Here is a 21,500-nt window from a genome sequence, read left to right on the forward strand (position 1 = left end):
TATGCCATAGTATTGAGCAGTGGTGACAATCATTTTCTATCGCACCATAATGATTTGCAGCCTATAGTTTATGATTTTAAGATTTGTCTACTCATCACATATGCCAGTGATGGATAAATTATAATACGCTTTTCTGGCGCACTTTTCGTCAGTAAACAGGAATACTACAGCATTCATCGTATTGATGCCGCCTTATCTCCCGTTCTTCAGGGAATTAACGACAATTTTATGCACAAAGGATACTAATGATGAAACGTAAATTGATCCCATTTACCCTCTTTCTCGCTGCGCTTAGCGCCAGTACCACCTCTATAGCAGCTTCGCAGGAGATTTCTAAATCTATATACACCTGTAATGATAACCAGGTTATGGAGGTGATTTACGTCAACACCGAGGCTGGAAACGCCTATGCGATTATCAGTCAGGTAAACGAGATGATCCCGATGCGGTTAATGAAAATGGCCTCTGGAGCAAATTACGAAGCCATAGACAAAAATTATACTTATAAACTTTATACCAAAGGCAAAACGGCTGAACTGGTGGAAGGTGATGATAAACCTGTTCTCAGTAACTGTTCCTTAGCTAACTAACCTTAAGAAATGCCTGAAGGCTCATCAGGCATTTCCACTTCAACCTTCCTGTAACGTAACGTTAAAGAATATGTGAATCACTACCATAGTATAATGGCTAATTAGTAACCACCTTTGAACATGGTTAATCCTATTTTTAAAGAAAAGTTCGAACTGTCTGAATTGTCGTTGTTGAGCGTTTAAATGTTTTGCTTTATTAAGTGACCCAGGTAGAATTCGCAGCGGCTGGTAACCATTCATATTCGCACTATTGAACGATCACCGGCCAACCGCGCCAGGGTCTTGCATACGCTCTGGCGCGGTTAAATCCCCAGGCCATAAACGAAATCACTGGTCTCTGCTATTTCTCGTATCTTTCACGTTAACCTGCATTATGCTTGCCCACCTGATGTAAAAAGACACCGCTCTGAACCATAGGGTGTGAATTTCATTTTATAAAAAATTGCGGTGCCGGGTGCCTCCCGGTGAACCATACCACAGTCAATATGGTTCGCGAGGAACATTAACTATTTGACTGGACGCCCCGCCGCAAAGGGGGATTCACCGCATAAGAAAAATCTACAACTCACAAGTAATAAAAGACAATAACATTTTTGTGCATTTTTTATAAATGACTATCTTGTCACGTAATAAATGAAATTATTCTGTAACAGGATTGCAAGACAATACTTATTCAAAACTGAAGTGGTCAGTAGGAATCGAACCCACATCATCAGCCTGACACTGAGGTAATAACATTATACGATAACCACATTGGACCGCCACCGAGGCCTCGAACCTCGCACCATCAACTTAGGAGGTTGATGCTCTATCCAGCTGAGCTAGTGGCGGCTGGGGACTTCTGCCAGGCGCAAAAAAGGTGCTCTCCTGGATAAAATACATACCTTGCTACTTTTCAGTAGTCGTTCAGCGGCAGGTACAATATGCGAAGGCGGTCACAAAATCTTGATGACATTGTGATTAATTCCAGGAAAATTTTTCAGAGTGAATCTTGTGAGATCTGGCGTTATTTACACCAGATTTTCCTTCCTGCTTATCACCTACCTGAGCAACCTTGATTGCTTACCACAATCCTTTATCTGTGCTTATGCTGGTGAGATGTTATGTACAGCGTCACTATGACGAAGAGAGTATGGCGAAGAGAGAAAAAACAGGCAGGTACGTGTCACTGGTAAAGAAGCCCTGTTTTATTGACTGGCGGTGCGGAAGGCGAACCTTCCGCATAGCTTATGCTTTTCAGAAACGGTATCCAACCCCGACGTTGAAGCCGTTTATTTTTGTAGAGGAGATGTTGCTTCCTTCATACCCAACATCGACGACAATATTCTCCAGCGGATTCATCTGTACACCCGCGCCCCAGGCAAATCCCGTTTTCCTTGAGGAAATTTTGTTAGAAAAAGAATCGCCATCCTGAGTGGAATGTTCTTTAAACGTCGCCTTTACCGTGCCGACACCTGCCAGCGCGTATAACGAAAAATTGTCAGACAATCGATAGGCTGGCCCAACCATAAAAGAGCCGTACTTCACCTCAAACTTGTCATGGTAATGAATACCTTCAGGCTCAATAGACCCGGAAGCCTGGCTGTCTCCATATAAGTAACTTAGCGAGGAAATAAAACTCACCGGAGAGTCATCCTCATAACGGTATTTCACATTTACCCCTCGGATATTTTTGAAATCCTGAACTTTACTTTGTGCATACCCCACGGAAAAGGCGTTAGTATCGGCCTGTGCAACATTTACAACCAAAACGCTTGTAGTAATAACTAAAGTGGATAAAATAATATTTTTCATAACAACTCCTTAATACTACTTATTATTTACGGTGTGTTTAAACACCTGCAGTACCGATCCGGCATTCAGTTATCGCCACTATGCCGAATCGACAAAACCACGAATAATTCACCACTATCGCTCCTGATGCGTTTACTTCCTGAAAGATATTTTTACTACCAAAGCGCTCTATCGCTCATTAAGGTAACCGGTTCTACAATGTCATCTAACTTTTATAGATTTGAATGCTAATTTTTCTCACGCATATATATTTAACAGAAACCATAAAGTATTAAGCCACTATAGAACAACAAACTCGCCATACAACTATTTGATATTTAAAGCAAAAACCTCACAACCACATTAAGAAACCTGACGCCGAACGGCTAAAACATGTCATTAAGCACACTCGCCATATAACCAGAACATATCGCATTGTGCTTCACAGTCCTCACGTGACGCTCCAGCCGCAATACCGTATATGCCATCGCAGGCGCTGTAATCATATTCACGATGATGCTTAGCACGATTTATTCCCGCTCCGATTTAATCTTTTAATATGTCTATCAGTTACAACATTTCTTGTTATAAGAATAGAATCAACACCACAATTCCAACATAAATATCACCTGTGTTGAGAGAGAATTTACATTCCAGAAAAATAATAACGAACGCAAATATTGAACGCGCGATAAAAAAGTCTATTTCGCTATAAAACCCATTATTATTAAGAGTGGTTAACTCTTCGTTGAATAAAAAATGCCAGTGACGTTCCATAATTCATTAGATGAACTTCACAAGTCATTACATATAACAGGAGGTGCTATGAAACATCATGCTTTTATGCTTTGGTCATTACTTATTTTTTCATTTCATGTTTTGGCCAGTTCAGACCATTGTTCTGGTTTACAACAGGCGTCATGGGAAATTTTTATCTACGATTTTGGTAGTAAAACCCCGCAACTACCTACAAATACCGATAAAAAGCAAGCCAGGCAGATTAGTTCACCATCCTGCCCGACGGCAAAACCCATGAGGTCCGCACCAGTCAATGACGCCAGGAAAGGGAATACTTTCTCCAGAACATAATGTTCTTTATCTACAATGGTGCCGAACGACTACTTTTAGCCATCCGGAAATCTTGATTGCCATCAAATATAGCTGGCATTATTTTTCCTGATGTGTATAGTGCGCCTCGTTATCCCCATTAAGGAATTTGTTTGTCTCGTAAAATGACAGGAATTGTCAAAACCTTTGATTGTAAGAGCGGTAAAGGTCTCATCACCCCCTCCGATGGACGCAAAGATGTTCAGGTCCACATTTCAGCATGTCGCCAACACGAAACAGAAGCGCTTATCCCCGGTATACGCGTTGAGTTTTGTCGTATTAATGGCCTCCGCGGACCTACCGCCGCCAACGTTTATCTTTCATAATTCGTCACTCGGCATTTTTTCAGAAAAATTTAGCGAGCCCGTATACCTCCGCAGTCTGCTATGAGGCTTTGCCTGAATTTCAGTGGCGAAAATCTAAAGGATTTATTTTGCTAATGACTCCTGTGACCTCTTTTATCATATATCGGGTGTCCCCCCCCCCTTCTCACTTTGTTTAACGTGAAGAAATGTACAGCCGTTTTTCACTGTGATAGCATCTAATATTGCAAAAGTATTTAACGCTATATACCCATCGTCACAGGAGTGGCTGGCTGCGCGCATTTAACCGAAGTATTTATGTGATTCTATCGGAATTATCTCTATTGTCGCTCAATGCTACGTCATATTCAGTGGGTATAAATCGCCAATATAGTTGTAACGCTATTTATTTTTAGGGTAATAATTGAATGACTTTGCTTTCAGGAAAAACCACACTGGTTCTCTGCCTCTCCTCTATTTTATGTGGATGTACGACGAACGGCTTACCCGCACCTTATAGTATTAATTTGTCGTTCCCGGTCATTACACAAAACCAAATTAATTCCGGTGGTTATTACATAAATGACGCGGAACAAATTCGGACAACTGATGGTCTGTGCCTTGATACAGGTTCAGATCAACAGAATCGTTTGACGCTGCGGGAGTGTAAGCATGTGCAATCTCAGCTTTTCTCATTTCACCGAGACAGAATCACGCAGGGTGAGAAATGTCTGGATGCCGCAGGACAAGGTACAAAAGAAGGCACACCAATCATTCTTTATTCATGCACGGGTAATGATAACCAGCGCTGGCTCACTGATGATAACAAAATTAAGGGGAAACAGAGCCGAAAATGCCTGGGCACAAATAGCATTATTGTCAGAAAAGGCGACCCTGTTGTGTTGGCCGATTGCGATTTTAGTCGCGCCCTGGAATTTACCATCAGGTAGCAGGACATCGCTGTGAAGAGAGGGCCGCTAACCTCATGACACAACAATAGGTTAGCGACCTTTACTTCCACGTGCGGTCACGTCCGCAACGTCAGGATGACAAAACGGCGGCTAAACCTTGACACCAGTTATATACCCAGCTTAAATACTGGTCATCCAACCAGTAAAAAGGAAATGGCGATGTTCGTCGAACTCGTTTATGACAAGCGAAATGTTGAAGGTTTGCCAGGCGCACGCGAAATCATCCTCAATGAACTCACAAAACGCGTACATCAACTTTTTCCCGATGCGCAAGTGAAAGTTAAGCCAATGCAGGCGAACGCATTAAACAGTGACTGTACAAAAACCGAGAAAGAACGACTGCACCGTATGCTGGAAGAGATGTTTGAAGAGGCTGATATGTGGCTGGTCGCCGAATAACGTCCCCTCCTGCGAAAGCGACATGTCCGATCGAAAACAGCGCCCTGAGGCGCTGTCTGTGACGATATAACGCAAACGCCACCACTCAGAACATGTAGCGGAAGTTGGCGTTTATCGCATGGTCAACATGCTATTTGCCAGATGCCGACTGCTCCAGCGCCAGTCCTTGCCATTGAACATTTTGCCCAGTGCCACGCCTGTACGCCCTATCAACGAATTATACGTTTTGCTGCGCATCGACACTATTGGTCACGGTTTTACAGTAAAACGGTACCTGTTCTCAGGTTCTTCCGGCATCAGTGCACCGTTATAATGGTGAGGTCTGACGCTATTGTAGTCGTTCAAGATGTATCCATTAATTTGTCCGGTTTTCTTGTTCATTAAGTCACCTGTTTTGTGTTGAGGTGAGAATATCAACTTTAATCAGGTGACCAAATTTACTGTGTCACTACAAGAATGAGAATAGATGAAATGTTACCTTCCACACAGGGATATAATAATCCTGGTAATGAAAAATTTATGTTTACTTATAAAGTACTAATGATATCTAATCTCTATTTCCGCATATAAATCAACCCAATACAGTTACAATGAGATAAGTGAATGTAGTTTTAAATTCAGTTAGTTGTTTATCTATAGTTGTCTCTTTGGTATTAACAATAATTAATTGATTGTACTGAATAAACTATCATTTTACCTCTGTAATCGACATCTATTTTAGTTTTATTGACGTTAGACTATGTATCTTACTATCTGCACAAAACATAGAACCAGAAACAAGTCAGGCATTGCCAGAATAAAATCAACGTCATGAAACAATGGGTTATGAACACATATATCATTCAGATAAAGAAGTAATAATCGGGAGAGTAGATATCATGAAAAAACCTGTTTTTTTCCTTCTGACCATGATCATCTGCAGCTATATTTCTTTTGCCTGCGCTAATATCAGTGACTACAAAGTTATGACCTGGAATCTTCAGGGCTCTTCAGCATCTACAGAAAGTAAATGGAATGTCAATGTCAGACAGCTTTTAAGTGGTACTGCCGGTGTGGATATTCTTATGGTACAGGAGGCCGGTGCTGTTCCCACCTCAGCGGTTCCTACCGGACGACATATTCAGCCTTTTGGAGTGGGTATTCCCATTGATGAATACACCTGGAATCTCGGAACCACCAGCCGTCAGGATATAAGATATATCTACCACTCGGCTATTGATGTTGGAGCACGCCGTGTTAATCTGGCAATAGTTTCCAGACAAAGAGCGGATAATGTTTATGTCTTGCGTCCGACAACTGTCGCATCTCGCCCCGTCATTGGCATCGGACTGGGTAATGATGTTTTTCTGACAGCGCACGCACTGGCTAGTGGAGGTCCGGATGCTGCAGCTATTGTCAGGGTTACCATTAATTTTTTTAGACAACCTCAGATGCGGCATTTATCCTGGTTTCTTGCCGGGGATTTTAATCGCAGCCCAGACAGACTTGAAAATGACCTGATGACTGAGCACCTGGAACGAGTTGTAACCGTACTCGCACCTACAGCACCCACGCAAATTGGCGGTGGTATTTTAGATTATGGGGTCATTGTCGATCGAGCACCTTATTCACAAAGGGTTGAAGCATTACGTAATCCACAACTCGCTTCTGATCATTATCCCGTAGCCTTTTTGGCACGAAGCTGTTAATGAGTAAATAGCGTTGACGACATGTACTTTGAGCGTAAGGTGCAGAATATATATTTATTATAAGGTAAAATTATGAGTTGTTTTACCAGTCCAGCAATTATGGAAATGTTAGGTCATTATAAATGGCGTGTTTATGAGCCATTCAGGTTTTATCTCAGTGAAGATAAAAATGATGTCATTGAAGTACCTGTAGGATTCGTTACCGACCTTGCCACTGTTCCGCGTATTTTCTGGTCATTATTGCCACCGGATGGTGAATATGCCAAAGCGGCAATCATTCATGACTACCTGTATCATTATCCATTACGTAACAGAAAAGAGTCCGATCTCATATTCCTGGATGGGATGAAAGTTCTGGGCGTGCCAAAATGGAAAAGGATAATAATGTATTTAGCCGTAAGAATATTTGGCTGGAAATACTATCATTCTCATACCATACAACATAATTAATTTCTCGTTTTTAACACACAAAGAACTATAGAAAAACCTGATGCTTTAATATAGTAATAATGAGAATTAGTGGCTTTCACCAGTTCTCTGTGTGAGTATATCATTATATGCTGTCATCACAAACCGCCATAGTGGTAAGTCAGGGAATTACAACCTTACCCGTTCCTTTATCCATCCATAAACAAATGACTCATTCGCCTGGCGCTTTTCAGCTAACTCCAGGTAGCGTTGTCCCTGACTACAATTTAATGCCCGGATAAGTATCATTTCGCCCTCATCTCTTCGGTGAGAGAGAAAAAATGTTAGTGCCGAAAGCGTCCGTGGCCCAATCTGACCATCTGCTATCAAATCCGGATAAATTTTTTGCTGATCATTAAAAACATTAAGCCAACGCTGGAAGTACTTAATCGGAATTGAGGGTCCCATGTTCACACCAGTATCACAAAGCTCAGCTGCGATAGAGTGAGAGATAATGGCAACCTGATCAAGTCGTGGACCATACCAATAATCTGCCTCAAGGATTTTTAATGCTTGATTACGGGTAAGATTCCGTATATCCCCCATATAGCCATTAGCCCGGGCCGTCGTCAGGGTTATACCCCAATTCGTTGGTCCCCCCCTGTCGTCAGGGTGATCAACGTAACCGCCTTCTCTATTAAGGATAGCTGCAAAGATTTCATCTTTAGTCACAATGACTCCTTCTAATATTAATAAAATACGCACCTGAATGCTTTGATTGATAATGCAATGTATCTGATAAAAAACTTATTGAAGTATATAAACATTTATTTTCAAGTGGATAACCAACTTAATAAACAACATTAACCAGACCACTAATAAACGGTCTGTTTAATTTAATAGGCAACATAGGTAAGTTTCATTTATTTAGAAAGTATAAGTTCTATTACAGGCCTTGCATCATAAAAAGACATGTTGTACACGTCAGCTCTTTGCCCTCGATGTGACTGACATACACTACCTATTGAAAAGCACGAACTTATTAATGGGCCGAATGCATCAATTCGTTGTTGGATATACGTCTGCGGTTCCGGGAGAAAAGGTATCACGCCAGGATTAGACGTAGTGCTTAAACCTAAATAACTGGCATTCATTGTGCTTACACCATCCTTTACCTGACCTGTTGCGCTATCATAAACAAGCGCCACGGCCTTTTGAATATTCTCGGGTAAAATAGATAATGTGGAAACATACTCTCTTTGCAATCGCATCATTGTTTTTTCATAAGTATTAAAGTGACCACCTTGCGATTCCAGATAGGTGATGGATGGGAGTAAGCTGTAGAAATTATTATCTGCGCGAATCTGATATCTGTATAAATTACCTTTGAATGTTGAGCGAGAATAGTACGCTCTGGCTATAGCATATGTTTGATTAACACTTGAGGTTGTTGCAATATAGTGACTGTCACTACCTCCACCACTACATGACCTTCCACTGATAAATTGCTGAAAGTTACGGTTATACCCAAGTAGTGAAAACCCATCGCGAAAAATAACGTCCGGTGGAGTTGAGTCCACACGATACACAAAATCTACTGCATAGTTATTAAAGCTAACTATAGATAAGGTTAAGAATATTAACTTTTTCATTATTTCTTCTCCCCTCTTACTTGGGTCCAAAGCATTGTGTCGCACTGCACGATGATAGTCCCACAAGAGCATTTGCTGAAAAGGTATTAACAAAAAGCGGATAGGTCCAGATATTTTTTTGAACATGAATCCTTACGGATTGCCCTGTACTGTAAAAATATCTTGCCTGGTCAAGCAGTTCTTTAAAGGAGGGCGCCCATATGCTCTGCTTTGATACCGCACATGCAACAACTGGTGTACCACTACCGTTAGCTTTAACCGTTTTTATGCAAAAATAAGGACTAGTATCTATCTGACCAACATGTAATTCACTGATAACTTCGTCTGAGTAATAGGCGTTCGTTTTATCTCCTGTCCACTCAGCGCTGGCATTAAAAGAATAAATGAGAATTAATAATGTATAAACAGGCACAAACTTATTTATATACATACTACTCTCCTGTACATTAAAATAATTAACAAAGCACAAATTTATTATATCTCATCACATCAAAATTCAGTCTATCATGATTTACTTCAACACAATGTTACCAACCACAACAAACACTCAAATTACTTGTAAATAGTAATAATACACATATAAAAAATTTCATCACTGATAATAAGCCACACCTATTTTATCAGTTACAGAATTTCTGCCACGGTAATAACACAGGTACTTCCGGCTCATATTGATCGCCGTCGTCTGTCTACTGGTTTTTATTTTCAGCAAAGCAGGACATAACTCATTAATAACTTGATGATTATTTAACAAGCCCACCCTCTGTAAGAACGTTCTGGATAACTATCAGATCACTATTATAGGATCAAAGAGTGGGGAATAAATCATTATCATCCAACTGAATCATGGACGACATCTTATTAACTGGCAATCTTTTTCCGGTGTAGTGATCCTACCCGCGTAATCTATCTGTACCCTCCTGGTAAAGTGTCTGGCAATTTAGTCAGCCTATTGTTGATAACCGCCAGAAAAGTAATATGTTCAGAAAGATGATCTAATAAAGTTGTGAGCTGTAGGTCGCTGAGATCTAGTATAAGGCAATAATATTTCAAACATTCCCGCATCCAAGTTTGTTGAACGAAAATTTACTTAAAGAAAAAATAATAAGCCTTAATATTTTTTGCAGTATTTCAACTTATAGCAGAATAAATGTGCGTAGATGGCGTAAAAACCTGATGAGCAGGAATATCGATAGCCAGCAGGCGCTTCTGCTGGTCCATATTCCTCCATTTTGCCAGGCCATACTGGAGCGCCACCAGGTATCTGCCAGATTGATCCTAAGCTAATAAATATAAACAGATAGCAGTTACTGCCTACCTTAAGAAGTATGTGCTCATGATCATTTAAAGCTCTTTTAAAGAGCCTGATAATAAGCTTGTCAATATAATATTATGCAGTCTCTATTAAGCGCCTGGTTTATTTGTTTTGCATAATCATATAGTTGACTTTCCGAGTAAGAGTTTTCTTGCAAAGACAAATAAACGTGCTTTATATCTCTGAATAAACATACATCACCATGAATATGAGCCTCTATATAATTCCCTTCATAGCCTGTACCATAATTAGAATGAGCTAAAAATTTTTCGTCCTTAGCCATTTTAACCAAACTCTTAAAGCAATTATAACCAAAAAAATCATTTTGACAGGATGCAATCAGGTTCTCCATATGGCAAAATGTAGATAATTTACTCGTATCCAGGCCAAATCTGTGGCCGTAGATATCAAAAGGTGAGAATGTACAATTTGTTTTTACATTATCATTTAATTCAAAAAATGATTTCCCATAGGCGCTGGCACCTCCATTTTCACCGTTCAGAAAGTCCAGTGCAGCATAAATTGGTCTGCTTGTAGGGCTAAAAGTTTTACTGTTGGGAGTATATGCTACGGAAAAACCGCCTGTCTGACCATATGGGGCATAAGGTGAATCTGCAAGCTTCTCCAGTTCAAATGCTTTAGTTTCAACTGAATCACGCCCGACATTATAAGCAGGTAAATCTCCTGGTCTGCAACCTAATGCATAAGAGTTCAGATATTCTTTATTTTTTAAGAGAGAGACAAAGTCAATTTTTGCTGCATTAAAATTTATTGTCAGCCGGGCATTTTGTAAAATATCCACCATCTTATTTAGTAAGAGAGCGCAATCTATTTCGGCACCACACTCACGGCTTATCCGCCTGAGCGCTTTTTCTCTTATTATGTCAGCGTCGCGCTGACACCTGGAATGAATATGCGCAAGTACTTGTTTTCCAAAAAGGCGACCATACACCTTTTTACGCTCTTCATTGCTGAGACCGCAAAACACTTCGTCAAAAGAAAGCCTGTACGCTGCGCTTACAGAACCTCTCGCCGCTCTGCTTTCTGGAAATGGCGGAACATCTTCAACAAAATTTTTAATTTGCTGAATGTCTGAAGACAGAGGAGTACGTCCGACATTTTTTTCCTTATCTGTTTCCAGATATTCCGGAACCTTCACACTTCCACTGTAGAAGATAAGTTTGAGCATATGTCTCCTGAATTTTTATGACTAATATAGCATTCACTTTCGCTGACGTATTCTTTACCAGGCTGATATTTCAACACCTCTTAACAGCCTTATAGAAGTGCAAATAAAGACACTAATAATTTCATAAAATGCTTAATCTACCCACTATTGCAGGCAATAAATCATCACCTTTTATTGAAATAATCCCCTGATAATAACAATAAATCTGGTAAGGCACTTTCAAAAAATAGCCAAACCACACATCATAAAGAAAACCACCACAATCAAAATCGGTAACTATCAGCTTTCAGGGGGTCTCAGGTTATCATGACGATCGGCGTAAAGGATGGATTACTATTGCGGTCAGAATTGAGGGAGTTTTGATAAATTTTTTTGATAAAATTTTGATAACCGTTCGAATGCTAATAATAAAAACGGGGACGTTAAGTCCCCGTTTTTGTTTTTAACAATTATCGTTATTACATATTTGCGATAATCGCGTCGCCAAACTCACTACATTTCAGCAGCTTAGCGCCTTCCATCAGGCGTTCAAAGTCATAGGTCACGGTCTTCGCGGCAATCGCGCCTTCCATACCTTTAACAATCAGATCCGCCGCTTCGAACCACTGCATGTGGCGCAGCATCATCTCCGCAGACAGAATAATGGAGCCTGGGTTGACTTTATCCTGGCCCGCATATTTCGGCGCAGTCCCGTGAGTGGCTTCAAACAACGCGCATTCGTCGCCGATATTCGCACCCGGTGCAATACCGATACCGCCAACCTGAGCCGCCAGGGCATCGGAAATATAGTCACCGTTCAGGTTCATACAGGCGATAACGTCGTATTCCGCCGGACGCAACAGGATCTGTTGCAGGAACGCATCGGCGATAACGTCTTTAACCACGATCTCTTTACCCGTGTTCGGGTTCTTAATTTTCAGCCATGGACCGCCGTCAATAAGCTCACCGCCGAACTCGTCGCGCGCCAACTGGTAGCCCCAGTCTTTAAACGCGCCTTCGGTGAACTTCATGATATTGCCTTTATGTACCAGCGTGACGGAATCGCGATCGTTAGTAATAGCGTATTCAATCGCCGCGCGAACCAGACGTTTAGTGCCTTCTTCAGAACACGGTTTGATACCGATACCGCAGTGCTCCGGGAAGCGAATTTTCTTCACGCCCATCTCTTCGCGCAAGAACTTGATCACTTTCTCAGCGTCTGCAGAGTCAGCTTTCCATTCAATTCCGGCGTAGATATCTTCAGAGTTTTCACGGAAGATGACCATATCGGTCAGCTCCGGATGTTTCACCGGACTTGGCGTGCCCTGATAGTAACGAACGGGACGCAGACAAACGTACAGGTCAAGCTCCTGACGCAGGGCAACGTTCAGAGAGCGGATACCGCCGCCAACCGGCGTGGTCAACGGACCTTTAATCGCTACGCGGTAATCACGAATTAAATCAAGGGTTTCAGCGGGAAGCCAGACATCCTGGCCGTAAACCTGTGTGGATTTTTCTCCGGTGTAAATTTCCATCCAGGAAATTTTACGCTCGCCTTTATAGGCTTTCTCGACGGCGGCATCGACCACTTTAAGCATGGCTGGAGTGACATCAACACCGATACCATCGCCTTCAATAAACGGGATAATCGGATTCTCAGGAACGTTGAGTTTGCCGTTTTGCAGGGTGATCTTCTTACCTTCCACCGGAACAACTACTTTGCTTTCCATTCACCTCTCCTTCGAGCGCTTCTGGTTTGCTCGTCTGTCATCGCGCTGCATGTGCAATGGCGTCCTGCTGCACGACTGCGTTAGAGCAATTTTTTGTTAATGTTTTGTAATGAGCATGTCAATACTACCCTATTGTTTGCCGCCATGAAAGACACTCATTATTGCGCTATAATGCGGCAATTAATAAGTTCTGAAAACACCATGCAAAAAACTTCTTTTAGAAATCACTACGTTAAGCGATTCAGCTCACGACAAGCATCTAAATCACGGAAAGAAAACCAGCCAAAACGCGTGGTTTTGTTCAATAAACCTTACGATGTGTTGCCGCAGTTCACGGATGAAGCAGGTCGCCGCACGTTAAAAGATTTTATTCCTGTGCAAGGCGTTTATGCCGCAGGCCGCCTGGACCGCGACAGCGAAGGGCTTTTGGTGCTGACTAATGACGGCGCGCTGCAGGCGCGCCTCACGCAACCGGGCAAACGCACCGGCAAGATTTACTATGTTCAGGTAGAAGGTATCCCGGATAATGCAGCGCTGCAGGCGCTTCGTACTGGCGTCACGCTCAACGATGGCCCTATCCTGCCCGCCGGTATTGAGATTGTCGCGGAGCCTGACTGGCTGTGGCCGCGCACCCCGCCGATTCGCGAACGGAAGAATATTCCCACCAGTTGGCTAAAAGTCACCTTATATGAAGGCCGCAACCGCCAGGTAAGACGCATGACAGCGCATGTCGGTCATCCCACTCTACGATTAATTCGTTACAGCATGGGCGACTACACGCTCAACGGCCTCGATAATGGACAGTGGCGCGAGATCGCACAGGAGAAAGACAGATGAAACGGCTTCTCATTGCTTTTGCTTTATTAACACCGTTATCCGTTAATGCGGCCAGCTTCGACTGCCAGAAAGCGCAGGCTGCGGATGAAAAGGCTATCTGCGCGCACCTGACGCTGAATGATAAAGACGTGGAAATGCACACCAAATATCAGTTTCTGAAAGGGTTGTTCGCGATGGGCAGTCGCGGCGCCCTGCAGGACGCCCAGCAGAGCTGGCTTAAACAGCGTCAGCAGTGCAGGGCCGACGTCACCTGCCTGACAAAAGCTTATAACGAGCGTCTGAAACAGCTTGACGCGATCTATGACCACATTGATAAACCGCTTTAATAAGGATGCCTATGTTCAAGCCGCACGTGACCGTTGCCTGCATCGTACATGCCGAAGATAAATTTCTGGTGGTGGAAGAGACCATCAACGGTAAATCGTTATGGAATCAACCTGCCGGACACCTGGAGGCAGATGAAACGCTGGCGCAGGCCGCCGCGCGTGAACTGTGGGAAGAGACTGGCATCACGGCGCAACCACAGTATTTTATCCGTATGCATCAGTGGATTGCGCCGGATAAGACCCCGTTCCTGCGCTTTTTATTCGCTATCAAGCTTGATCATATTTGCGCGACCGCCCCCCATGACAACGACATAGATTGCTGCCGTTGGGTGAGCGCCGACGAGATTCTGAACGCGCCGAATTTACGTTCTCCGCTGGTGGCTGAAAGCATTCGCAGTTATCAAACGGGACAACGTTACCCCTTATCTATAGTGGGCGAATTTAACTGGCCGTTTACAGAGGGTGTCAAGTAAAGGGCTGCGTGATAGAATACGCCGCCTTGAAGTTCAATGTCGCGAGTATTCCAATGTCAGAAAGCCCAAAAAAAGTGATCGTCGGCATGTCCGGCGGTGTCGATTCCTCCGTTTCCGCCTGGCTGTTGCAACAACAGGGTTATCAGGTAGAAGGCCTGTTCATGAAGAACTGGGAAGAGGACGATGGTGAGGAATACTGTACCGCAGCAGCCGATCTGGCTGACGCGCAGGCCGTGTGCGACAAGCTTGGCATTGAACTGCATACCGTTAATTTTGCCGCAGAATATTGGGATAACGTCTTTGAACTGTTCCTTGAAGAGTACAAAGCGGGCCGTACGCCGAACCCGGATATTCTGTGCAATAAAGAGATCAAATTTAAAGCCTTCCTTGAATTTGCCGCAGAAGATTTAGGCGCCGACTATATCGCCACCGGTCACTACGTCCGCCGCGCGGATGTAAACGGCAAAAGCCGGTTGTTGCGCGGGCTCGACGGTAACAAAGACCAGAGCTACTTCCTCTATACGCTTGGCCATGAGCAGATTGCGCAAAGTCTGTTCCCGGTTGGCGAGCTGGAAAAACCGCAGGTGCGTAAAATCGCCGAAGATCTGGGGCTGGTAACCGCAAAGAAAAAAGATTCTACCGGTATCTGCTTTATCGGCGAGCGCAAATTCCGCGACTTTTTAGGGCGCTATCTGCCTGCGCAGCCGGGGAAAATCATTACCGTTGACGGCGATGAAATCGGCGAGCATCAGGGTCTGATGTATCATACGCTCGGTCAGCGTAAAGGGCTGGGAATCGGCGGCACCAAAGACGGTAGCGAAGACCCCTGGTATGTGGTGGATAAAGACGTTGAAAACAATGTGTTAATTGTCGCCCAGGGGCATGAGCACCCACGTCTGATGTCGGTAGGCCTCATCGCCCAGCAGCTACATTGGGTCGATCGCGAACCGTTCACCGGCACCCTGCGCTGTACGGTAAAAACCCGCTACCGCCAGACCGATATTCCGTGCACGATTAACGCGCTGGATGACGATCGTATCGAGGTCATTTTTGACGAGCCTGTTGCCGCCGTTACGCCGGGCCAGTCCGCTGTCTTTTACAGCGGCGAAGTCTGCCTGGGCGGCGGCATTATCGAGCAGCGACTGCCGCTGACGGTCTGATTATTCAATACACAACACCATTCAAGTCGCCTCAAAGCGGCTTAAAAGATGAAGTGTATTTTATTTGATACAAGGAAGCAGTGATTGTGGCAAAGAATTATTATGACATCACCCTCGCGCTGTCTGGCATTTGCCAGTCGGCACGCCTGGTGCAACAACTGGCGCACCAGGGGCACTGTGATGCCGATGCGTTGCACGTTTCACTCAACAGTGTCATTGATATGAATCCCAGTTCTACTCTGGGTGTGTTCGGCGGCAGCGAAGCTAACCTGCGTCTTGGTCTGGAAACACTGCTCGGCGTGCTGAATGCCAGCAGCCGACAAGGACTTAACGCCGAACTGACGCGTTATACGCTTAGCCTGATGGTGCTGGAGCGCAAGCTGTCATCCGCCAAAGGCGCATTGAATACGTTAGGCGATCGCATTAACGGCCTGCAGCGCCAGCTTGACCATTTTGATTTACAGTCAGACACGTTAATGAGCGCCATGGCGGGCATCTACGTGGATGTGATTAGCCCATTGGGCCCACGCATTCAGGTGACGGGCTCCCCGGCCGTTCTGCAAAGTCCGCAGGTTCAGGCCAAAGTCCGCGCTTCGCTACTGGCAGGCATCCGTGCAGCCGTGCTCTGGCATCAGGTAGGCGGTGGTCGCCTACAGCTTATGTTTTCTCGTCATCGCCTGACGACTCAGGCAAAACAAATTCTTGCTCATTTAACCCCGGAGTTATGATCTATGGAATTATCCTCACTGACCGCCGTTTCCCCTGTCGATGGACGCTACGGCGATAAAGTCAGCGCGCTGCGCGGAATTTTTAGCGAATACGGTTTGCTGAAATTTCGTGTACAAGTCGAAGTACGTTGGCTGCAGAAATTAGCCGCGCACGCAGCGATCAAGGAAGTTCCTGCTTTTGCTGCCGACGCAAACGGTTACCTGGATACGCTTGTGGCAAACTTCAATGAAGAAGATGCCGCGCGCATTAAAACCATTGAGCGCACCACGAATCACGATGTGAAAGCGGTTGAGTATTTTCTGAAAGAAAAAGTCGCCGCGATCCCGGCGCTACATGACGTTTCCGAATTTATCCACTTTGCCTGCACTTCTGAGGACATTAACAACCTGTCGCACGCGTTAATGCTCAAAACCGCGCGCGATGAAGTGATCCTGCCTTACTGGCGTCAGGTGATTAACGCGGTTAAAGATCTCGCCACGCAGTATCGCGACATTCCTCTGCTCTCCCGCACCCACGGCCAGCCGGCAACGCCTTCCACTCTGGGTAAAGAGATGGCGAACGTGGCGTATCGTATGGAGCGTCAGTTCCGCCAGCTCAACCAGGTGGAGATCCTCGGTAAAATCAACGGCGCCGTAGGCAACTATAACGCGCATATCGCCGCCTATCCGGAAGTTGACTGGCATCAGTTCAGCGAAGAGTTCGTCACCTCGCTGGGCATCCAGTGGAACCCTTACACCACCCAGATTGAACCGCATGATTATATTGCGGAACTGTTTGACTGTATCGCGCGCTTTAACACCATCCTGATCGATTTCGATCGCGATGTCTGGGGCTATATTGCGTTGAACCATTTCAAACAGAAAACCATCGCCGGGGAGATCGGTTCTTCTACCATGCCGCATAAAGTTAACCCCATTGACTTTGAAAACTCAGAAGGCAACCTCGGTCTGTCTAATGCAGTGTTGCACCATCTGGCAAACAAACTGCCGGTTTCCCGCTGGCAGCGCGATCTGACCGACTCAACCGTCCTGCGTAACCTGGGTGTCGGCATCGGTTATGCGCTTATCGCTTATCAGTCCACCCTGAAGGGCGTCAGCAAGCTGGAAGTAAACCGCGATCATCTGCTTGACGAACTGGATCACAACTGGGAAGTATTAGCCGAACCGATCCAGACCGTCATGCGCCGCTATGGTATTGAAAAACCATATGAAAAACTGAAAGAGTTGACCCGTGGCAAGCGTGTTGATGCCGAAGGAATGAAACAGTTTATTGATAGTCTGGCCCTGCCGGAAGCAGAAAAAACGCGCCTTAAAGCCATGACGCCGGCAAATTATATCGGTCGCGCTGTGACTCTGGTCGACGAACTTAAATAATGTCTGCCTCACCCTCTTTTCTTCAGAAAGAGGGTGACTATTTGTCTGGTTTATTAACTGTTTATCCCCAAAGCACCATAATCAACGCTAGACTGTTCTTATTGTTAACACAAGGGAGAAGAGATGATGCGCGTACTGGTTGTAGAGGATAATGCATTATTACGCCACCACCTGAAGGTTCAGCTCCAGGATTCAGGTCACCAGGTCGATGCCGCAGAAGATGCCAGGGAAGCTGATTACTACCTTAATGAACACCTTCCGGATATCGCTATTGTCGATTTAGGTCTGCCGGATGAAGACGGCCTTTCCTTGATACGCCGCTGGCGCAGCAGTGATGTTTCACTGCCGGTTCTGGTGTTAACCGCGCGCGAAGGCTGGCAGGATAAAGTCGAGGTTCTCAGCTCCGGGGCCGATGACTACGTAACGAAGCCATTCCACATCGAAGAGGTAATGGCTCGTATGCAGGCGTTAATGCGCCGTAATAGCGGTCTGGCCTCCCAGGTGATCAACATCCCGCCTTTCCAGGTGGATCTCTCACGTCGGGAATTATCCGTCAATGAAGAGGTCATCAAACTCACGGCGTTCGAATACACCATTATGGAAACGCTTATCCGTAACAACGGTAAAGTGGTCAGCAAAGATTCGCTGATGCTTCAACTGTATCCGGATGCGGAACTGCGGGAAAGTCATACCATTGATGTTCTCATGGGGCGTCTGCGGAAAAAAATACAGGCCCAGTATCCGCACGATGTCATTACCACCGTACGCGGACAAGGATATCTTTTTGAATTGCGCTAATGAATAAATTTGCTCGCCATTTTCTGCCGCTGTCGCTGCGGGTTCGTTTTTTGCTGGCGACAGCCGGCGTCGTGCTGGTGCTTTCTTTGGCATATGGCATAGTGGCGCTGGTCGGCTATAGCGTAAGTTTTGATAAAACCACCTTTCGTTTGCTGCGCGGCGAAAGCAACCTGTTTTATACCCTCGCCAAATGGGAAAATAATAAAATCAGCGTTGAGCTGCCTGAAAATCTGGACATGCAAAGCCCGACCATGACCCTGATTTACGATGAAACGGGCAAATTATTATGGACGCAGCGCAACATTCCCTGGCTGATTAAAAGCATTCAACCGGAATGGTTAAAAACGAACGGCTTCCATGAAATTGAAACCAACGTAGACGCCACCAGCACGCTGTTGAGCGAAGACCATTCCGCGCAGGAAAAACTCAAAGAAGTACGTGAAGATGACGATGATGCCGAGATGACCCACTCGGTAGCGGTAAATATTTATCCTGCCACGGCGCGGATGCCGCAGTTAACCATCGTGGTGGTCGATACCATTCCGATAGAACTAAAACGCTCCTATATGGTGTGGAGCTGGTTCGTATACGTGCTGGCCGCCAATTTACTGTTAGTCATTCCTTTACTGTGGATCGCCGCCTGGTGGAGCTTACGCCCTATCGAGGCGCTGGCACGGGAAGTCCGCGAGCTTGAAGATCATCACCGCGAAATGCTCAATCCGGAGACGACGCGTGAGCTGACCAGCCTTGTGCGCAACCTTAATCAACTGCTCAAAAGCGAGCGTGAACGTTATAACAAATATCGCACGACCCTGACCGACCTGACGCACAGTTTAAAAACGCCGCTCGCGGTTTTGCAGAGTACCTTACGCTCTTTACGCAACGAAAAGATGAGCGTCAGCAAAGCTGAACCGGTGATGCTGGAACAGATCAGCCGGATTTCCCAGCAGATCGGCTATTATCTGCATCGCGCCAGTATGCGCGGTAGCGGCGTATTGTTAAGCCGCGAACTGCATCCCGTCGCGCCGTTGTTAGATAACCTGATCTCCGCGCTCAATAAAGTTTATCAGCGTAAAGGGGTGAATATCAGTATGGATATTTCACCAGAGATCAGTTTTGTTGGCGAGCAAAACGACTTTGTCGAAGTAATGGGCAACGTACTGGACAACGCTTGTAAATATTGCCTGGAGTTTGTCGAGATTTCGGCTCGCCAGACCGACGATCATTTGCATATTTTCGTCGAAGATGACGGCCCAGGCATTCCCCACAGCAAACGTTCCCTGGTGTTTGATCGCGGTCAGCGCGCCGATACCCTACGACCAGGACAAGGCGTGGGGCTGGCTGTCGCGCGCGAGATTACGGAACAATACGCCGGGCAGATCATTGCCAGCGACAGTCTGCTCGGCGGTGCCCGTATGGAGGTCGTTTTTGGCCGACAGCATCCCACTCAGAAAGAGGAATAAACATTTCTGTGCGTTCTTCCACGCATCTCGTTAAGCATCCGTTATAATCGGTGTCAGATACCAGCCTGCGGATACTTAACATGGAATACCAATTAACTCTTAACTGGCCCGACTTTCTTGAACGCCACTGGCAAAAACGCCCGGTGGTCTTAAAACGTGGGTTTACTAACTTTATCGATCCGCTCTCGCCGGATGAGCTGGCGGGGCTGGCGATGGAAAGCGAAATCGACAGTCGTCTCGTTAGCCATCAGGATGGCAAATGGCAGGTCAGCCATGGCCCTTTCGAAAGCTACGATCATCTGGGTGAGAGCAACTGGTCGCTGCTGGTACAGGCGGTAAACCACTGGCATGAACCCACCGCCGCCTTGATGCGCCCGTTCCGCGCTCTGCCGGACTGGCGTATCGACGATCTGATGATCTCCTTTTCCGTCCCCGGCGGCGGCGTTGGCCCGCATCTGGATCAGTATGATGTGTTTATTATCCAGGGAACCGGTCGCCGTCGCTGGCGCGTGGGCGAAAAGCTGCAAATGCGTCAGCACTGCCCGCATCCCGACCTGTTACAAGTCGATCCGTTCGAGGCCATTATTGATGAAGAGCTGGAGCCGGGCGACATTCTATATATTCCGCCAGGATTCCCGCATGAAGGCTATGCGCTGGAAAACGCCATGAACTATTCGGTCGGTTTTCGCGCGCCCAATAGCCGTGAGCTGATCAGCGGTTTTGCCGATTACGTCCTGCAACGGGAGTTGGGCAATACATACTACAGCGATCCGGATATGCCGTCCCGCAAGCATCCGGCGGATATCCTGCCGCAGGAGATGGATAAACTGCGTAATATGATGCTCGATTTGATCAATCAACCCGCGCATTTCCAACAGTGGCTTGGCGAGTTTCTCTCTCAGTCACGCCACGAACTGGATATTGCGCCGCCGGAGCCGCCGTATCAGCCTGATGAAATTTACGATGCCTTAAAGCAAGGCGAGGTATTAGTACGTCTCGGCGGGCTTCGCGTATTGCGTATCGGCGATGAGGTCTATGCGAATGGCGAAAAAATAGACTCTCCGCATCGCCCCGCTCTGGAGGCGCTCGCCAGTCATATTGCACTGACCGCTGAAAACTTCGGCGATGCGCTGGAAGACCCGTCCTTCCTCGCGATGCTGGCGGCGCTGGTGAATAGCGGGTACTGGTTCTTCGAAGGATAAGAACATCGCAATGCCCGGCGACCGCCGGGCTGACGC

Annotated in this window: 22 protein-coding genes, 1 tRNA gene and 1 pseudogene; 17 read left to right on the plus strand and 7 right to left on the minus strand. The window is 45.7% G+C overall.

The window, feature by feature from the left end:
* The first annotated feature begins 245 nt into the window (after window positions 1–245).
* Window positions 246–590 (plus strand): c-type lysozyme inhibitor, encoded by a 345-nt coding sequence (locus tag ACLJZ5_RS19765; protein ID WP_000977725.1) that lies wholly within the window; start codon window positions 246–248, stop codon window positions 588–590.
* A 754-nt stretch (window positions 591–1,344) separates the two neighbouring features.
* On the opposite strand, the gene ACLJZ5_RS19770 is transcribed toward ACLJZ5_RS19765, so the two are convergent.
* Window positions 1,345–1,421: transfer RNA gene (locus tag ACLJZ5_RS19770), tRNA-Arg, on the minus strand.
* 405 nt (window positions 1,422–1,826) lie between these two features.
* Complete coding sequence (gene pagC / locus ACLJZ5_RS19775; RefSeq protein WP_000789472.1) at window positions 1,827–2,384, minus strand: virulence membrane protein PagC; 558 nt, start codon at window positions 2,382–2,384, stop codon at window positions 1,827–1,829.
* Window positions 2,385–3,188: 804 nt separating this feature from the next.
* Here pagC and pagD point away from each other — a divergent pair.
* The 6 genes from pagD to ACLJZ5_RS19805 all read left to right on the plus strand — a co-directional run bounded on the left by pagD (window position 3,189) and on the right by ACLJZ5_RS19805 (window position 7,280).
* Entirely contained in the window at window positions 3,189–3,452 is a 264-nt protein-coding gene (gene pagD, locus ACLJZ5_RS19780) for a virulence protein PagD (protein ID WP_031617857.1), read from the plus strand.
* Between the two features lie 131 nt (window positions 3,453–3,583).
* Window positions 3,584–3,796 carry a cold shock-like protein CspF gene (cspF, locus tag ACLJZ5_RS19785; protein ID WP_001537306.1) on the plus strand — a complete coding sequence of 71 codons (213 nt, stop codon included), beginning with the start codon at window positions 3,584–3,586 and terminating at the stop codon, window positions 3,794–3,796.
* A 404-nt stretch (window positions 3,797–4,200) separates the two neighbouring features.
* The gene (locus ACLJZ5_RS19790) at window positions 4,201–4,722 is read left to right on the plus strand and encodes an RICIN domain-containing protein (RefSeq protein WP_011233071.1); all 522 of its coding nucleotides are present in this window, start codon (window positions 4,201–4,203) and stop codon (window positions 4,720–4,722) included.
* Between the two features lie 180 nt (window positions 4,723–4,902).
* Complete coding sequence (msgA, locus tag ACLJZ5_RS19795; RefSeq protein ID WP_000497451.1) at window positions 4,903–5,142, plus strand: virulence protein MsgA; 240 nt, start codon at window positions 4,903–4,905, stop codon at window positions 5,140–5,142.
* Between the two features lie 878 nt (window positions 5,143–6,020).
* Window positions 6,021–6,830, plus strand: a complete 810-nt coding sequence (gene cdtB / locus ACLJZ5_RS19800) for a cytolethal distending toxin S-CDT (protein ID WP_024797574.1) — start codon at window positions 6,021–6,023, stop codon at window positions 6,828–6,830.
* Window positions 6,831–6,902: 72 nt separating this feature from the next.
* Entirely contained in the window at window positions 6,903–7,280 is a 378-nt protein-coding gene (locus ACLJZ5_RS19805) for a DUF1353 domain-containing protein (protein ID WP_001277616.1), read from the plus strand.
* 147 nt (window positions 7,281–7,427) lie between these two features.
* Here ACLJZ5_RS19805 and ACLJZ5_RS19810 read toward each other — a convergent pair whose 3' ends face one another.
* The 3 genes from ACLJZ5_RS19810 to pltB form a co-directional block, all read right to left on the minus strand.
* Window positions 7,428–7,970, minus strand: coding sequence for a glycoside hydrolase family 108 protein (locus tag ACLJZ5_RS19810; protein WP_024797575.1), 543 nt, complete (start codon window positions 7,968–7,970; stop codon window positions 7,428–7,430).
* Between the two features lie 191 nt (window positions 7,971–8,161).
* Window positions 8,162–8,890 (minus strand): typhoid-like toxin S-CDT ADP-ribosylating subunit PltA, encoded by a 729-nt coding sequence (gene pltA / locus ACLJZ5_RS19815; protein ID WP_031617858.1) that lies wholly within the window; start codon window positions 8,888–8,890, stop codon window positions 8,162–8,164.
* 16 nt (window positions 8,891–8,906) lie between these two features.
* Window positions 8,907–9,320: a typhoid-like toxin S-CDT binding subunit PltB gene (gene pltB, locus ACLJZ5_RS19820; protein ID WP_000275698.1), complete on the minus strand. Its 414-nt coding sequence runs from the start codon at window positions 9,318–9,320 to the stop codon at window positions 8,907–8,909.
* A 611-nt stretch (window positions 9,321–9,931) separates the two neighbouring features.
* Here pltB and ACLJZ5_RS19825 point away from each other — a divergent pair.
* A pseudogene (locus tag ACLJZ5_RS19825) lies at window positions 9,932–10,078 on the plus strand (hypothetical protein); the annotation flags it as partial.
* Window positions 10,079–10,269: 191 nt separating this feature from the next.
* Here the strand turns inward: ACLJZ5_RS19825 and sopF are convergent.
* Together sopF and icd are read right to left on the minus strand one after the other, a co-directional pair.
* The gene (gene sopF, locus ACLJZ5_RS19830; RefSeq protein ID WP_024797576.1) at window positions 10,270–11,394 is read right to left on the minus strand and encodes a type III secretion system effector SopF; all 1,125 of its coding nucleotides are present in this window, start codon (window positions 11,392–11,394) and stop codon (window positions 10,270–10,272) included.
* Between the two features lie 458 nt (window positions 11,395–11,852).
* Entirely contained in the window at window positions 11,853–13,103 is a 1,251-nt protein-coding gene (gene icd / locus ACLJZ5_RS19835; protein ID WP_000444508.1) for an NADP-dependent isocitrate dehydrogenase, read from the minus strand.
* 171 nt (window positions 13,104–13,274) lie between these two features.
* Here icd and rluE point away from each other — a divergent pair, with 171 nt between their 5' ends.
* From rluE to roxA, 9 genes are all read left to right on the plus strand, one after another.
* On the plus strand, window positions 13,275–13,940 hold the full coding sequence (rluE, locus tag ACLJZ5_RS19840; protein ID WP_024797577.1) for a 23S rRNA pseudouridine(2457) synthase RluE: 666 nt from the start codon (window positions 13,275–13,277) through the stop codon (window positions 13,938–13,940).
* Window positions 13,937–14,266 carry a lysozyme inhibitor LprI family protein gene (locus tag ACLJZ5_RS19845; protein WP_024797578.1) on the plus strand — a complete coding sequence of 110 codons (330 nt, stop codon included), beginning with the start codon at window positions 13,937–13,939 and terminating at the stop codon, window positions 14,264–14,266. The genes rluE and ACLJZ5_RS19845 overlap by 4 nt, the downstream gene beginning before the upstream one ends.
* 11 nt (window positions 14,267–14,277) lie before the next feature.
* Window positions 14,278–14,739: an NUDIX hydrolase gene (locus tag ACLJZ5_RS19850; protein ID WP_000476064.1), complete on the plus strand. Its 462-nt coding sequence runs from the start codon at window positions 14,278–14,280 to the stop codon at window positions 14,737–14,739.
* Window positions 14,740–14,792: 53 nt separating this feature from the next.
* Window positions 14,793–15,899, plus strand: coding sequence for a tRNA 2-thiouridine(34) synthase MnmA (gene mnmA, locus ACLJZ5_RS19855; protein ID WP_000004540.1), 1,107 nt, complete (start codon window positions 14,793–14,795; stop codon window positions 15,897–15,899).
* An 86-nt stretch (window positions 15,900–15,985) separates the two neighbouring features.
* On the plus strand, window positions 15,986–16,627 hold the full coding sequence (gene hflD / locus ACLJZ5_RS19860) for a high frequency lysogenization protein HflD (RefSeq protein WP_001519653.1): 642 nt from the start codon (window positions 15,986–15,988) through the stop codon (window positions 16,625–16,627).
* Window positions 16,628–16,630: 3 nt separating this feature from the next.
* Window positions 16,631–18,001 (plus strand): adenylosuccinate lyase, encoded by a 1,371-nt coding sequence (gene purB / locus ACLJZ5_RS19865; protein WP_000423763.1) that lies wholly within the window; start codon window positions 16,631–16,633, stop codon window positions 17,999–18,001.
* 126 nt (window positions 18,002–18,127) lie between these two features.
* On the plus strand, window positions 18,128–18,799 hold the full coding sequence (phoP, locus tag ACLJZ5_RS19870) for a two-component system response regulator PhoP (protein ID WP_001537766.1): 672 nt from the start codon (window positions 18,128–18,130) through the stop codon (window positions 18,797–18,799).
* Complete coding sequence (gene phoQ, locus ACLJZ5_RS19875) at window positions 18,799–20,262, plus strand: two-component system sensor histidine kinase PhoQ (protein ID WP_001031687.1); 1,464 nt, start codon at window positions 18,799–18,801, stop codon at window positions 20,260–20,262. Before phoP ends, phoQ begins: the two co-directional genes overlap by 1 nt.
* Window positions 20,263–20,342: 80 nt before the next feature.
* On the plus strand, window positions 20,343–21,464 hold the full coding sequence (roxA, locus tag ACLJZ5_RS19880; RefSeq protein WP_000456527.1) for a [50S ribosomal protein L16]-arginine 3-hydroxylase: 1,122 nt from the start codon (window positions 20,343–20,345) through the stop codon (window positions 21,462–21,464).
* Window positions 21,465–21,500: the final 36 nt, after the last annotated feature.

It is taken from the genome of Salmonella sp. 5800 (genome assembly GCF_046558195.1).
GTDB classification, from domain to species: Bacteria; Pseudomonadota; Gammaproteobacteria; order Enterobacterales; family Enterobacteriaceae; genus Salmonella; species Salmonella enterica.